The organism is Comamonas sp. JUb58 (genome assembly GCF_004364775.1).
In the GTDB taxonomy this organism is placed as follows: domain Bacteria; phylum Pseudomonadota; class Gammaproteobacteria; order Burkholderiales; family Burkholderiaceae_C; genus Comamonas.
Window position 1 is genome coordinate 38,965 of record NZ_SOAL01000028.1, and the last position, 13,874, is coordinate 52,838.

Here is a 13,874-nt window from a genome sequence, read left to right on the forward strand (position 1 = left end):
GTCTTCTCCATCGCCAAAGCCGCTGCGGGTTGTTGCCCGCAGCGGCTTTTTTGCTGGTTGCGCCCTGCTCGCGCTGCGTCTCAACCTATCGCATCAGGCGGCCGCTTGGGCTGGCAACTCCTGGCGCTGCAGGTGCTGGTTGATCTGCTCGATCACCGGCAGCAGGTCGGCCACGCTGTCGATGACAAAATGCGCACCGGCATCGCGCAGTTGCTGGCTGGCGACGCTGCGGATCTCTGCTTGCTCGTCTGAGCTCAGTGCTTGCCATTCGGGCAAGGACAGGCCATTGGCGTTGCCGCTGACTGCCACGCCGACCGTCCAGCAACCGGCGTTCAGGCCTTCGGCAATACCGACGCCGGTGTCGTCCACCTTGACCACCGTCGAGGCTGGCCAGATGCCTAGGTCGGCAAAGCAGCGGTACATCATCAAGGGGCTGGGGCGGCCAGCGGCAAGGTCGCCGGCGCAGACGATGTTGTCCGGCGCATAACCGGCGCGGGCCGCGATGGGTTCGAGCACATCCATGATTGGGCGGTTGTAGCCGGTGGTGCTGCCGATCTTGATGCCATCGAGGCGCAGGCGGTTGACCACTTCCAGCGCACCGGGGATGAAGTCGGCAAAGTCACCCACCACGCGGGCGTTCATCGGCGTGAACACTTCGTAGAGATGGTCGATATCGCTGTTGGCGACCGGCTTGCCATAGCGGCTCTCCCACTGGGCCGCCACCTCGGGCAGTTGGCAGAGCGCTGCAATATGGTCCCATTTGGCCGAACCCATTGGGCCCCGGGCCTGGGCGATGCTGATCTCGATGCCGAAATCCTTGAACAGCTGCACAAAGGCGCCCATGGGGGCGCGTGAGCCAAAGTCGACAATCGTGCCGGCCCAGTCAAAAACAACGGCTTGTACGCGTTGGGGGTTGTGAAAGTTCGTCATGGTGTCCTCTGCCCGCTAGCCCGTTCAAGGCCATTTGGGGTATGTCTATATATAGAAGATGGGTCGTTCAGCGGGTGGTGCCTGCCTTTACCAATCGGCAAAGGTGTCATAGGCCACGCCAAAACCGGTGCTGGCCCCCGTGCCGCTGGTGACGATGGCCACGCGGGTGGCGGCGTCCGGTGCCTCGATAAAGCAGTCCGTCTGCGGGGCCGAAGGGTAGATGCCCACCCAACGCTCGGTCACGCGGTAATCGCCAATGTTCAAGGCCTCGCGCATGTGGCGCAGCATCAGCGCATCAACATCGTCTTGCGCAAAGGGCTTGACGGAGGCGCCGTAGTGGTGCGAATCGCCCACCACCAGGCTGCCGTCGGCGCTCTGCACGACGATCAGATGGATGCCTTGGGCCAGGCTCTCGCCCTCTTCCTGCTGCAGCTGTTCCAGCAAGGCTTGCGCCTCAGGCAGCTTGCTGTAGCCGTGGTAGCGCACCAGGCTCAGATCGCCCATCACCGATGCGTTCAGGCGCAGATCGCCAGCGGGCTGCACGCGCAGCATCTGCAGCTGGCACAGCTGCACCTGGTGCTTGGCAAACAGCGCGCTGTAAAGGCCATGGATATCGGCATTGGTGCAGACCACCACCCGCTCGGCATGCAGCTGGCCCTTGGCCGTCACGACCTTGGGCGTGGCCACTTCCAGCACCGCTTCGCCAAAGCGGAACGTCACCTGCATCTGCTCGGCCAGCCAGCGGGTCAGCTGGGCAATCGCATCGCGTGATTCGACCCGCAGGTCAATGGGGCTGTGCAAGACCGCCTTGGCCTGGTCCAGCCGCAGCTCGGGCGCATGGCGGGCGGCTTCTTCGGCCGTCCACAGGGCGCAGTTCACGCTCTGGGCCATGTCGGTTTGCATAAAGGCCTGCAGCACATCCAGCGCCTTGTCGCGCGTTGCCACCAGGTTCAGGCCCTGGTGCTGCACCGCAATTCCGGCCCTGGGCGCAAGCTCGGCCCAGACGTCGCGCGCATGGCGGGCGCGGCGCCAGGTGTCCCCTGCCCCTTGCCCAGTCACCGTCACAAAGCCGAAATTGCGGATCGAGGCGCTCACGCAGGCGGCATCGCGGTCCAGCACGCAGACCTTCAGGCCCCGGTGTGCCGCTTCATAGGCATGGGCCAAGCCGACAATGCCTGCGCCCACCACGATCACATCAAAACTTGTGCTTCCTACCGTCATTCCTGTCTTTCCTTGTCCTATATCCACCTTCGATCAACGCTGCCGCCAAGCCTGCGTGCGCTTGTTCAACCACCAGCCCAGCGCCTGGTAGAGCACGGTCACCACGCAGCTGATCGCGGCAATCATCACGGCCATCGCGGCGGCGGCGGCCATGTCGCCGGCCTCGTCCAGGTTCAGGATCGCAACCGCGCCCAGGCGGGTTTCTGGCGAGTAGAGGAAGACCACGGCCGAGATCGTGGTCATCGCCGCCACAAAGAAGTAGCGCGACACCTCCAGCAAGGCTGGCAGGCACATGGGCAGGGTCACCTTCCACAAGGTGCGGTAGAACGGCACCTTGAGCGAGGCGCTGACCGATTCAAACTCGCCATCGATCGACTTGAGCGCCGTCACCAGGGTCATATGGCCGGTGGTGTAGTAGTGCATCACCGTGCACAGCACCATCAGCGGCATGGTTTGGTACAGAAAGTTCAGCGGGTTGCCCGGGGCGTTGAAAAAGAAGATATAGCCCAGGCCCAGCACCAGGCCGGGCACGGCCATCGGCAGCATGGCCAGCATGCGCAGCACAGGGCGCAGCGCAGGCATGCCCTTGGTTTTTTCCAACAAATAGGCGCCCATGAAGACCACGATGGGCCCTGCCACCGCGGCGCTGGCGGCCATGGTCAGGCTATTGAAGACGGCGGTATCGACGCCGGCATCGACCAGGCCGCTGGTGTAGTGGCTCAGGGTCAGGCCTAACTGGTAAGGCCAGAACTGCACCAGCGAGGCAAAGATAGCCATGCCAAACATGGCCAGCATCAGCGCGGCCAGCGCCCAGCACAGCAGGCTGCAAAAGCGGTCGGTCGCCGCATGGCGGCTGGGCTGCAGCACCACGGCGCGTGCGGTCAGCACGGCGGTCTGCTTTTTCTGCACATGGCGGTCAATCGCATAGGTGATGACCGCGGGCAGCAACAACAGCAAGGCGACGACGGCACCGCGCTGGAAATCCTGCTGGCCGATCACCAGCTTGAACACATCAGTGGCGAGCATGTTGAAATTGCCGCCGATCACCTTGGGGATGCCGAAATCGGTGATCACCAAGGTGAACACCACCAGGGCCGCCGAAACCACGCCATAGCGCGCGGCCGGCAAGGTCACGGTGAAGAACTGGCGCGTGCGGCTCGCGCCCAGCGCAGTGGCAGCCTCGTACAGGCGCTGGTCGCCCAGTGCAAGTGCGGTGATCAGGATCATCAGCGCATGCGGGAAGGTGGCAAAGCACTGGGCCAGCACAATGCCGGGCGCGCCGTAGATGGTGTCAAAACCCAGTCCATTGAGCACGGACTTGAGCACGCCCTGGTTGCCAAACCAGTAGATCAGCGAGATGGCGGACAGCAGCGAGGGTGCCAGTAAAGGCAGCAGGCTGATGCTGCGCAGCAAGCCCTTGGAGCGGATGCCCGAGCGCGTGATGGCATAGGCAAAGCCAAAGGCCAGCGGGATGACCACAACGGTCACCATCAGCGAAACCCAGAGGCTGTTCCAGAGGCTGCCCAGCAGCGCGGGTGACTGGAAATAGCGGACAAAGCGCATGAAGGCCGAGCCCTCTTCGCCCGAGGTGGGCGCAAAGGCCTGGCCCAGCAAGGCAGCCAGCGGTGCCAGCAGCCCGATCAACAGCAGCGCCGTGATGACAACCAGCGCCAGTTGCGCGATGCGGTCACTGGGCGCTGCGCGCAGGCCGGTGTGGCGGGGGAGCGCTGCAGGCGCTGAAACGGATGAGGTCATAGTGTGGTCGTAAAGCCCCATGGCCTGGGGCATGGCCGTGAGCGGCCCCGGCCCCGGCGCTTGCCAGGGCAGTGGTCGGGCTCAGGCGGCCTGGGCAAAAATCTTCAACTGTTGCGCATGGATGGAGAACTGCAACCAGCGGCCCGGCTGGATATCGAGCTGCAGGCACTGCGCAGGGCTCAGCTGCAGTTGCACATGGCGCTCGGGCAGGCGCTGTACATCCACATGGACAATGCAGACGGCTCCCAGAAACTCCAGCTGCTCCACCACACCGGTCAGCACCGGCGAACCATTGGGCGCAGGCGCGCTGCCAATGGGTGGCATGGCGGTGCAGTCATGCACGCTGCAGTCTTCTGGCCGCATGTAGACATGCAGGCTTTGGCCAGGGCTCAGGCGCGGCGCCTGCGGGCAGTACAGCTTGTGGCCCGCCAGCGTGATGCCGCCATTGCCGGCGGCCAGGGCCTGCAGCTTGTTGGCCTTGCCGATGAATTCCGCCACGAACGGGGTGGCTGGGCGTTGGTAGATGTCGCGGGGGGTACCCACCTGCTCGACCACGCCATGGTTCATCACCACCACGCGATCGGCCATGGCCATCGCCTCTTCCTGGTCATGCGTGACCATGATGGTGGTGACATACAAACGCTGCTGCAGCGCACGGATCTCGTTGCGCAGGTGCACGCGCACGGTGGCATCCAGGGCAGACAGCGGCTCATCGAGCAGCAGCAGCCCGGGCGACATGGCCAGCGCACGGGCCAGCGCCACGCGTTGCTGTTGGCCGCCCGACAACTGGGCCGGGTACTTGCCGCCACTGACCGACAGGCCCACGGTGTCCAGCAGGCTTTGCACCTTTTGGGCCACCAGGGCCTTGGGTTGGCGCTGGCTGACAAGGCCATAGGCCACGTTGTCAGCCACCGTCAGATTGGGAAACAGCGCATACGACTGGAAGACGATCCCATAGTCCCGCTGCGAAGCGGGCAAGGCCGAGATGTTCTTGCCGTCCTGCCAGATCTCACCGCTGGTCTGGGCTTCCAGCCCGGCTATCGCGCGCAGCAAGGTGGTCTTGCCGCAGCCCGAAGGCCCCAGAAAACACACCAGCTCGCCACGGCGAATCTGCAGGTTGATCGACTGCAAGGCGGTAAAGCTGCCGTAGGACTTGTGCAGATGGCGGATCTCCAAAAAGGGCGGGCCGCCCTCTTCGTCGCCCTTGCGCAAGCCCGGCTCGGCGGACTCGAATGCATACGAGGTATCGCGCAGGGATGCGGTCTGTGCGGCCTGTGCCGCCTGGCCCTGCGTTACTGGCAAACGCGCTGTCTCCCTGTCACTCACTTCTTGGCCTCGCTCTTGGCGTCGTAACGCTTGGTCCATTCAGCCAGCACGCGCTCGCGGCTGTCAGCCATCTTGGAGAAGTCCAGAGGAATCAGGCGCGATTCATAGTCGGCAGGGATGTTGGCCAGCTTGGGAGCCACGCCAGGCATGGCGGTCACGGCGAAGTTCTTGCCGTACAGCTCCATGGCTTCCTTGCTCACGGCCCAGTCCACCAGCTTTTGCGCGGCGTCGGCGTGCTTGGTGCCCTTGTAGATGCTGATGCCTTCCAGATCCCAGCCCAGGCCTTCCTTGGGGAACACCAGCTCGATCGGTGCGCCCTTGGCCTTGTTGGCGTGTGCGCGGTATTCGAAGGAGATGCCGGCAACGTATTCGCCTTGGGCGGCCATGTTGCAAGGCTTGGAGCCCGAGTGGGTGTACTGGGCAATGTTCTCGTGCAGGGCATCCATGTACTTCCAGCCACCGCCATTGCCGTTGTCGTCGCCAAACAGCTGCAGCCAGGCGGCTACGTCAAAGTAACCAGTGCCGCTGGATGCAGGGTTGGGCATGACCACCTGGCCCTTGAACTCGGGCTTGGTCAGGTCTTGCCAGCTGGTGGGCATGGGGATGTTGCGCTTCTTGGCTTCCACCGTGTTGAAGCAGATGGTGGCGCCAAACACGTCCATACCAACCCAGTGGGGTGGGTTCTTGCTGTCGCGGTACTTGGCGGTGATCGCCTCCAGGCCCTTGGGCGCATAGGCTTGCAGCATGTCGTTCTTGTCGAAGATCGCCAGGCTCGATGCAGCCACGCCCATGATCACGTCGGCCTTGGGGTTGGCTTTTTCTGCCAGCAGCTTGGCGGTGATGACACCGGTGGAGTCACGCACCCACTTCAGCGCAATGTTGGGGTGGTTCTTGTTGAAGGCCGTCTCGTAAGCCTTGAGCTGGTCCATTTCGAGGGCGGTGTAGACCGTCAGTTCGGTTTTTTGGGCATACACCAGGCCGGTGGCGGCCATGGCGGCAGCCGCGGCTACCAGCTTTTTCCAGTTCTTCATTGCGTACTCTCTCGCCTGGGTTAATAGGATCGATGGAGTATCTGAGTCGTTTATGACAGCTGCATGGCAGCTTGGCGAACTTTGGATGACAGAGGTTGGCGTCTCCAGCAATGGCTATCTATTTGTTTTAAATTAACTACAAAAACTATCGTTAGATTGCGTTGATACATGGCTCAGAGGCTCAAGATATAACCATTCCTGTTCGCTGCCGTAGGTATTGGCCAGCCTTTATGCTGCCCGCATGTCATCAGCCACCTGGATCGCCTATATTGACGGCAGCGCCCTGCCCAACCCCGGACGCATGCGCATTGGCGGCATCGCCTATGCACCCGATGGGGCCAGCCATCAGTTCAGCCAGGCGCTGGCCCATACCGGCTGCAACAACGAGGCCGAGGCGGTGGCGGCCATCCACGCCCTTACCTGGCTGCAAGGCATGGGAGCACGCGAGGTGCTGCTGCACACCGACAGCAGCATTCTGGCCGCGCAAATGGCAGAACCCGCCGCCAAACCGATTGCCCGCCTGGCTGCACTGTATGAACAGGCCCGCGCGCTGCGTGCCGGTTTTGTGCAGCTGGAGGTGCGCTGGGTGCCACGCCACAAGAACACCATTGCCGATGCCTTGGCGCGGGGTGATGCCGTGCCGGGCGCTGATGCGGTGGATACATCGCCGCTAGTCAGCACCGTCTGATCAAGACCGCGTCCGTCCGCGCAGCGCAGACCCCTTAGTTCTTGCCCCGCAGGCGCGAGCCGGGCAGCTTGCGCAAAGGCCGCGCCGCCGGTTGCGTGCTGCGCATAGGTCGGCGGCTGCTGCCTGCCGCCGTGTCGGCAGCCGCGACAGCATCCCCTCCCCTGCCCGCGCTTTGCGCCCATTCCAGCTTGCACTGGGCTAACTCGCTCTCATGGCGGTGGGCTTGCAGCGCCAGAGCTTGCGCATGCGCCGCTTCTGCAGTCTGCAGGCGGTGTAGCAGCTGCTGCGCCTCGGTTTGTGCCTGCTGCAGCTGCACGGTTTGCTGCTCGCGTTGGTCCTGCAGCGCTTGCTTGTCCTGCTGCCATTGGGCTTCCAGCTTGGCCAGCTTTTCCTGCTCGGCACGCTGGGCGGCCATGGCCTGCTTGGTGTCCTGGCGCGCACGGTCCAGGTCTTGCAACACCCGGTGCTGCTGCAGCTGGGCGCTGTGCTGCAACTCGCGCAGCTGCTCGGCATGGGCCAGGTCGGCCTCATCACGGGCCTTGCGGTTGGCAAACAGCTCCTGCTCTAGCGCCTGCAGGCGCTGCTGCTGGGTGGCGGCGAACTGGTCTTTTTGCCGTCCAGCCTGCTCCAAGTCAGCCAGGCGCCCGCTTTGCATCTTGATCTGGGCATGGGCCACCGCCAGCGCCTGCTCGGTAGTGGCGCGCTGCTGGGCCATCAGGGCGCGCTCTTGTTCCAGCGCTTGCTGGGCGTCTTCCAAAGCCTGCTGCTGCGTCTGCAAATCCTCGCGCACGGGCTCCAGCAGCGCATCCGCCGCTTGCGCTGCCTGCGCTTGCACCTGCTCCCAAACTTGCTGCAGCGCCTGTACCAGCAAGGGCGGCAAGCCGTTGCCAGCAGCGCTATTGGCGTCGCCAGCCAGGGCGTTGCCCCCTACTCCCGCACCCAAACGTGGGCCCAAGGTGGCAAACCAGGCCTCCAGCATGGGGCTCACCGTATTGGGCGAGCCCCGGCCGATCTTCTGGCGCACCCGCTCAATCGTGGGCCTTTTGCCCTCCAGTAGCAGCGCATCGGCCGCCAGCCAGACATCTTCTTTTTGCACGCTGCGCGTGGCACGCGAAATTTCCATTTTTTGAACCCTTTTCCGATTACTATCGATAAGAGATTGTTATCGCAAGTAATCTGCTTGTTTTATGTAATGTATCATACATAGCATGTAATATTTAATCAATATGAAGTCTTACATTCCACTTTCTGCGCCTCTAGATACGGATTTGCTGCCTGCCGCGCCACCCGGAGCCGCGCCATTGCAGCCAGAGCTGTTGTCCGCGTCGGCCGAGGATGCTCTGCGCGCACTGCGGCTGGAGGCGGCTTCTGAAAACACCACCAGCAGCTACCAAAGCGCGCTTCGCTACTGGGCCGCCTGGTACTGGTTGCGCTATGGCCAAGCCATCGCCCTGCCCTTGCCGGCCAATGTGGTGCTGCAGTTTGTGGCGGACCATGGCGAGCACCTGACCGCACAGGGCGCGCAGTCGGGCCTGCCGCCCGCGCTGGATGCGCAGCTGGTGCGGCAAGGCTTCAAGGGAAAGCTGGGGTCACTGGCGCATTCCACCCTGGTGCACCGGATTGCGGTGCTCTCCAAAGCGCACAGCCACCAGGCCCTGCCCAACCCCTGTCACAGCACTGAGGTGCGCGAGGCGCTGTCGCACTTGCGCAAGGCCTATGCGCGCCGGGGCATGCTGGAGCAAAAAAAGGCCGCCCTCACCCGCCCCTTGCTGGAGCAGCTGCTGGCCACCTGCGATGACAGCTTGAAAGGCCGGCGCGACCGCGCCTTGCTGCTGTTTGCCTGGGCCAGCGGCGGGCGGCGGAGATCCGAGGTGGCAGATGCGCGCATGGAATGGCTGCAAACCATGGGCCCCGGCCAGTACCTCTATGACCTGCGCCTGTCCAAAACCAACCAGAGCGGTTCAGCCCGGCCGGAGAACTTCAAGCCCGTGGTGGGCGTGGCCGGTGCGGCGCTGGCCCAGTGGCTGGAAGCCTCGGGCATTCGCGAGGGCGCCATATTTCGGCGCGTGTTCAAGAACGGCCAGGTGGGCGATGCCGCTTTGAGCGCGCTGTCGGTCAACAACATCGTCAAGGAGCGCTGCGCGTTGGCGGGGGTCGAGGGGGATTTTTCTGCGCACTCGCTGCGCTCGGGCTTTGTGACCGAGGCCGGCCGCCAGAACATGGCCTTGGCCGACACGATGGCGATGACCGGTCACCAAAGTGCGGCAACGGTGCTGGGCTACTTCCGCGCCGAGGCGCCGCTGGCGAACAAGGCTGCGCGGTTGCTGGATGATCCGCAGGGGGAATGAGGATGCACTGAAAGCGCCCCATGGGGGGCGGCCACTTTCAGGGCATTTATTTAGCAAGCGGGCTGAGCACGAACCTCGGTGCGTCAGCCCCAAACTGGCCATTCAAGCCCTTCCATGTATCGAAGGGCATTTGAATCTTACTGAAGATTGAAGGCAATCAAGCGCCCTGCACTGATGGCAAACAGAACGCCATTCTGAGAGACCGCAAGGTGGCTGTTCGGCGCGTTATAGGCCCAAAGGGGATCCTTGCTCCCTTTCTTGATAGCCACCAACCGATCAGGCGAGCCGAAAATAGCGACGTCCTTGAACATCAGCGAGTGACGGTCGTTATATTTGACCGGGTAATCGCGTACGGTGCCCCAGCTGTATTCCAGTTCGCCAGTATTGGCGTTTCGCCAGTTGGCAAACTCTCCATCAGTGACAAGCAGGGTCTGAGCAGAAGCAGAGAACATCACCCCGGATTCTGGAAGTGACCACTTTGCCTGGCCTGTTCCCTTATCAAAGCATGAAACCGTCAGCAGCTCACTGGTGCTGCAAATGTTGTTACCCGCCAGGAACAATGGCGCGTCTACATAAAAGTCTTGCACGCGTGCAAAAAACTTTTCAGAGCCATCTTTGGCAGACAGCGCGACGATACCGTATTCATTATTCTTGCCGATGACTGGCGCATAAATCGTGGATTCTGTCTTCAGGAATGTGCTTGGTGAATTCGATCTTTCTGCAATCACCGTGTAGTAACCGGCGCTGTTCCAGCCCCCGCCATTTTGAGTCTTGTAGATGATCGAATTTCTAGAATCTACACTGGTGCTCCAGTAATCAGGCTTGGCGGGTCGGTGTGCCGCCAGATAGCCATTCGCATAGGACTCGATGCTCTCTACACGGCCTGGCTTTTCAACGAATGAACCCAGTTGGACGACGTTGCTATAGCCCGTTTCAGGATCGACTTTGTATGCGATCTCTTGGCCATCATCCGTTATGGTAATTTCTCCATGGTCAATGGAGAATTTCATTGAATAGTTGTCTTCCGACATCCATAGCATACGGCCATCGCGCTCGTCAAACGCCTTTAATGAGCGTGTGGTCAAGGGTAGGAATTGATTATTTAACGTTGATAGCACAAAAATTTTTCCACCAAAAGCACGTAGCTGGTGCTCTTGCTCCCCTTCTCGCATCTTGAACTCCCAGCGCTTAGTGATATTTGCTGTATCCAGTGAGGCATCTATGTACGAGGAATTTGTGAAATCACCAAACGATCCAGACCAATTGATGTCGGCGAATTGCTTCAGTGGCCTTCCATCCCAGGGTCCAGAGACTTTGAGGGAGTATGGCAGCCTAGATGGGCCATCTCCGTAAAATTGAGCGCAAGATGCAGCGTTGTCCTTGCAGACCTTGACATCCAGAAAGCCATTATGGGTGCCCGGCGAAAGATTATTGTCGAAGACAACATCCACGCCGTAAGAGCGATCATTGATTTGAGTGATGGAAATCTCGGAGATTCCAAGTTCGGTGCTCAGGACTTGAAGACTTGCTGGCTGTTTGATCACTTCCTTGGCCGTGACAATAAATTTGGCTTTGGGTACAGCAATATCGTCAGAAAATCCTTGCAGCACCAGTTGCGCTTTGTCAAAGCTCAGAAAACTTTCCGAGCCACCTCCGCCGCCTCCGCCACAGGCGCTCAACCCAAGCGCCAGAGCGGTAACCAAATAAATTTTCATGTGTCACCATGTGTCTAAAAGCACATTGTATCCAGCTTGTAAAGTGCCATAGACTGCAAATATGCACTCGAGGCACGGCACCGACATTCCTCGCCTTACGCTCAAAAAAAGCGTCAATTTATCGAGTTGTCTTTGCTGCTAGAAAGTTTGGGGGTCTGGATTCAAGCCCTTGATCCAGAAAGAATTTTTCTCCCGCCCCCCGCAAGGCGTCTGGAGAGCGCAGGCCCGGACGGATTCCTTAATCCAGCACCGTAGGCAGCAGCAACACCAATAGCATCAGCCCTCCCATCAGCACCAGCTGGTGCAGCATGTAATAAGGCAGGCTGTGGCGACCCAACCAAGCGAGGCCGCGACTGAGTGTATTTTGCGCAGGCCGAGCCAAATACGCTGGCAGCCAAGCTCCTGCTTTGGCGATCTGCTGGCGGCCGATCTGGAAACCCAGCAGCATGACGCCCAACCAAGGCAGGACGGGCACAAAGTCCTCGGTGGCGGGCTTGCGCGTTACCAATCCCAGGGGAGTGAAGGGCTTGGCGTTGAGTAGTTTTACCAACGAGGCGGGAAAGCCGCTCGCAAAATATTGGTAGAGGCTTGGCGCAAGCAAACAAAGCAACGCTATAGGAAACAACACGCGGTGATTACAGCCCTGCAGCAGCCGCAAAAGCAGCAGCATCACCGCCACGCCATGCAGCACGCCAAAGTAGATATAGCTGTTGGGAAACACCAGGTAGGAGCCGGCGCTGACCAGTAGCGCGCAACCCGCCACCTGCGCCCAGCGCCGGCAAAAGCGTGCAGTGCTGGTTTGCTTGCTTTGGGCGGCGGCTTGCGCCAAACCAGCGCACAGCAGGAACAGGCTGACAATGGCAGTGCGCTGCCAGGTCCAAACGGGGTTGTGGTAGAAATCCTGGCGCCAGAGCTGCAGGTAGCTCAGATCAAAGCAGAAGTGAAAAGCGGTCATCCAGACCATCGCCAGGCCCCGCAGCACATCCAGACGGTCCCAGCGATCGCGCGGCGCGCGGGGCTCTGAATCGGCATAGGTGACGGGGTGGAACTGGGTGGGCATAGATCAAACACGGGGGCTGCGCTATCGTGCCACAGCTGCACCGTGGCCGCTGCTTAGCGTTGTTGGCAAGCAGCAATCCAGCCACCTGTTTTTATAGCGCTGGATATGAAAAAGCCTGTCGCACTCACATGCGACAGGCTTTTAAATAATGGTCGGAGCGGTGGGATTCGAACTCACGACCCTCTGCTCCCAAAGCAGATGCGCTACCAGGCTGCGCTACGCTCCGACTAAGCATCTATTGTAACCCGTTTTTGGGCTGCTTGGCAAAAAAGAATATTCCGGGCGTCCAGGGCAATCACTTTTGCACTGAATCCCCTACCTTGGCCTGGGCTTGCCGGAACACCGGGTCCCACAGCGGGTGGCCCTGCTCTGCACTGGACAGCTCAAACGAAGCATCGATCTTGAGGATGTCCTCGAAACTCTTCTGGCACTGGGGCGCCTTGCCTGTCACACAGTAGCTGAACGCCATGTACTTGAGCGACCGCACCCGCAGCTCCGGCCAGGCGCGTGCGAAGACGGGCTCTCTGAACACCTTGATGGCATTGTCATAGCGGCCATCGTTGTACATCGCCAGGCCCTGGCTAAAGCGCCGCTCGACGGCGGTCAGGCCTGGGTTGCTTGTGTCAACCTGGTCGGACACCTGCGATGCGCGAGATTCTGGTGGTGGAGGCGCTGCCGCCTCCACCTCTTGCGAGGTCGGTGTTGCGTCTACCTCCACTTCAGCGTGCTGTTGCGTGTTTGCGCATCCCATCAGGGCGATGGCCATGGCTGCTATCAAAGACCGCTTCTTGAAATGTTCATGCATCGTCATTTGGGCTTCTTTCTTTTAGGGTTTCAGACTCAAAATTTGTGGGACAGCACGGCGTCTTGTTTGTTAGTGATGTGGATGGACGTCGTGTGCTTGGGAAGGTCTCCGTTCTCTATGACTATTTGGTGCATGCCTTCGGGCAGCCAGATTCGCGTGAGCGGCGGAGAAATGCCTTTTTCCTGACCATCGATCACGATGCGGCCCCAAGGCTGGACAGCAAAACGTAGATATGCGCCCGGATTTTTCTGATCGGCGGCACTCACCTCTTCGATGGCAGGCACCACTGCAGGAGGCGCAGCTCTTGCTGGCGTGGGGGCTATGGGCTCGGTGGCCAAAGCGCTATCTGGAACAGCGCTTGGTACCTGGGCATTGGCAGGTGGCAATCTGGGTGTTGCATCAGCGACGCTGCTGCTGGGATCGGACGACGTGGCGCTGTCTAAGGACACGGGAGCCAATTCGCTGAGCGACGGCTCGGCCCAGATGTGTTGCGCATCCAGGCGCCCATCTTCTTGCTCTAGAGTGGCTTGCCTTGCATCGGCTGGGCTCTCGCTGATCTCAACGGGACGGACCGATTCCAAGCTGGTGTTGGCGACTTGCGCAGATGGAGATGGCGCAGGGCTGATCCACCAGGACAATGCTGCGCCAATTAGCAGCAGCAAGCTAACGCCGGCGATCAGCGGAAGAAGCAAGCGACGACCTGCGCCGGGCGTCGGCAGGTTTCGGACCGCTTCCCTTTCGTCCTGCGCAGCCTCTAGCGTGTTGGGTGTGATCTGGGCCTTCTGCTGGGTGGGGCTGGCCGGTTCCAGCATGGTGTCGAGAGCATCAATATGCGGCTGCGGTTGCGGTGGAGCTACCGTTGCCGCTGAGGCTGCCAATTCCGCTGCCTGAGGGCCATCAGTGTTAGTGCCGATGCAAATCTGATCAGGTAAACCACAAAGTGCCGATGCAAAATTGACCAGGGTGTTCCACTGACCTGCTGAAACTTTCAGCAG

The 13,874-nt window shown here is 60.8% G+C and carries 12 protein-coding genes and 1 tRNA gene; 2 read left to right on the forward strand and 11 right to left on the reverse strand.

The window, feature by feature from the left end:
• Positions 1-93 precede the first annotated feature (93 nt).
• The 5 genes from phnX to EDF71_RS23055 form a co-directional block, all read right to left on the reverse strand.
• Positions 94-930, reverse strand: a complete 837-nt coding sequence (gene phnX / locus EDF71_RS23035) for a phosphonoacetaldehyde hydrolase (RefSeq protein ID WP_133858866.1) — start codon at positions 928-930, stop codon at positions 94-96.
• 87 nt (positions 931-1,017) lie between these two features.
• The gene (locus EDF71_RS23040; RefSeq protein ID WP_133858867.1) at positions 1,018-2,151 is read right to left on the reverse strand and encodes a TIGR03364 family FAD-dependent oxidoreductase; all 1,134 of its coding nucleotides are present in this window, start codon (positions 2,149-2,151) and stop codon (positions 1,018-1,020) included.
• Positions 2,152-2,184: 33 nt separating this feature from the next.
• On the reverse strand, positions 2,185-3,906 hold the full coding sequence (locus EDF71_RS23045) for a putative 2-aminoethylphosphonate ABC transporter permease subunit (RefSeq protein ID WP_133858868.1): 1,722 nt from the start codon (positions 3,904-3,906) through the stop codon (positions 2,185-2,187).
• 81 nt (positions 3,907-3,987) lie between these two features.
• Positions 3,988-5,118 carry a putative 2-aminoethylphosphonate ABC transporter ATP-binding protein gene (locus tag EDF71_RS23050; protein ID WP_243854418.1) on the reverse strand — a complete coding sequence of 377 codons (1,131 nt, stop codon included), beginning with the start codon at positions 5,116-5,118 and terminating at the stop codon, positions 3,988-3,990.
• Positions 5,119-5,228: 110 nt separating this feature from the next.
• Positions 5,229-6,263, reverse strand: a complete 1,035-nt coding sequence (locus EDF71_RS23055; RefSeq protein ID WP_133858870.1) for a putative 2-aminoethylphosphonate ABC transporter substrate-binding protein — start codon at positions 6,261-6,263, stop codon at positions 5,229-5,231.
• A gap of 241 nt (positions 6,264-6,504) precedes the next feature.
• Here EDF71_RS23055 and EDF71_RS23060 point away from each other — a divergent pair, with 241 nt between their 5' ends.
• Entirely contained in the window at positions 6,505-6,951 is a 447-nt protein-coding gene (locus EDF71_RS23060; protein WP_133858871.1) for a ribonuclease HI family protein, read from the forward strand.
• Positions 6,952-6,985: 34 nt separating this feature from the next.
• Here EDF71_RS23060 and EDF71_RS23065 read toward each other — a convergent pair whose 3' ends face one another.
• Positions 6,986-8,074, reverse strand: coding sequence for a DNA-binding protein (locus EDF71_RS23065; protein ID WP_133858872.1), 1,089 nt, complete (start codon positions 8,072-8,074; stop codon positions 6,986-6,988).
• Positions 8,075-8,252: 178 nt separating this feature from the next.
• Here EDF71_RS23065 and EDF71_RS23070 point away from each other — a divergent pair, with 178 nt between their 5' ends.
• Entirely contained in the window at positions 8,253-9,299 is a 1,047-nt protein-coding gene (locus EDF71_RS23070; protein ID WP_243854416.1) for a site-specific integrase, read from the forward strand.
• Positions 9,300-9,436: 137 nt separating this feature from the next.
• On the opposite strand, the gene EDF71_RS23075 is transcribed toward EDF71_RS23070, so the two are convergent.
• The 5 genes from EDF71_RS23075 to EDF71_RS25165 all read right to left on the reverse strand — a co-directional run.
• On the reverse strand, positions 9,437-11,014 hold the full coding sequence (locus EDF71_RS23075; protein ID WP_133858874.1) for a PQQ-binding-like beta-propeller repeat protein: 1,578 nt from the start codon (positions 11,012-11,014) through the stop codon (positions 9,437-9,439).
• A gap of 238 nt (positions 11,015-11,252) precedes the next feature.
• The gene (locus tag EDF71_RS23080; RefSeq protein ID WP_133858875.1) at positions 11,253-12,074 is read right to left on the reverse strand and encodes a heparan-alpha-glucosaminide N-acetyltransferase; all 822 of its coding nucleotides are present in this window, start codon (positions 12,072-12,074) and stop codon (positions 11,253-11,255) included.
• A gap of 149 nt (positions 12,075-12,223) precedes the next feature.
• Positions 12,224-12,300: transfer RNA gene (locus tag EDF71_RS23085), tRNA-Pro, on the reverse strand.
• Positions 12,301-12,369: 69 nt separating this feature from the next.
• A complete protein-coding gene (locus EDF71_RS23090) occupies positions 12,370-12,885 on the reverse strand; it encodes a TssQ family T6SS-associated lipoprotein (RefSeq protein WP_133858876.1) in 516 nt (171 codons plus the stop codon).
• Between the two features lie 29 nt (positions 12,886-12,914).
• Positions 12,915-13,874, reverse strand: a 960-nt coding sequence (locus tag EDF71_RS25165) for a hypothetical protein (protein ID WP_166656622.1), incomplete at its 5' end; no start/stop codon positions are given.

Excerpts from the sequence above, each read along its gene's own strand:
- EDF71_RS23065 (WP_133858872.1), bottom strand. The coding sequence starts at position 8,074 with ATGGAAATTTCGCGTGCCACGCGCAGCGTGCAAAAAGAAGATGTCTGG.
- EDF71_RS23080 (WP_133858875.1), bottom strand. The coding sequence starts at position 12,074 with ATGCCCACCCAGTTCCACCCCGTCACCTATGCCGATTCAGAGCCCCGC.
- EDF71_RS23060 (WP_133858871.1), top strand. The coding sequence starts at position 6,505 with ATGTCATCAGCCACCTGGATCGCCTATATTGACGGCAGCGCCCTGCCC.
- EDF71_RS23045 (WP_133858868.1), bottom strand. The coding sequence starts at position 3,906 with ATGACCTCATCCGTTTCAGCGCCTGCAGCGCTCCCCCGCCACACCGGC.
- EDF71_RS23090 (WP_133858876.1), bottom strand. The coding sequence starts at position 12,885 with ATGACGATGCATGAACATTTCAAGAAGCGGTCTTTGATAGCAGCCATG.
- phnX (WP_133858866.1), bottom strand. The coding sequence starts at position 930 with ATGACGAACTTTCACAACCCCCAACGCGTACAAGCCGTTGTTTTTGAC.
- EDF71_RS23075 (WP_133858874.1), bottom strand. The coding sequence starts at position 11,014 with ATGAAAATTTATTTGGTTACCGCTCTGGCGCTTGGGTTGAGCGCCTGT.
- EDF71_RS23055 (WP_133858870.1), bottom strand. The coding sequence starts at position 6,263 with ATGAAGAACTGGAAAAAGCTGGTAGCCGCGGCTGCCGCCATGGCCGCC.
- EDF71_RS23040 (WP_133858867.1), bottom strand. The coding sequence starts at position 2,151 with ATGACGGTAGGAAGCACAAGTTTTGATGTGATCGTGGTGGGCGCAGGC.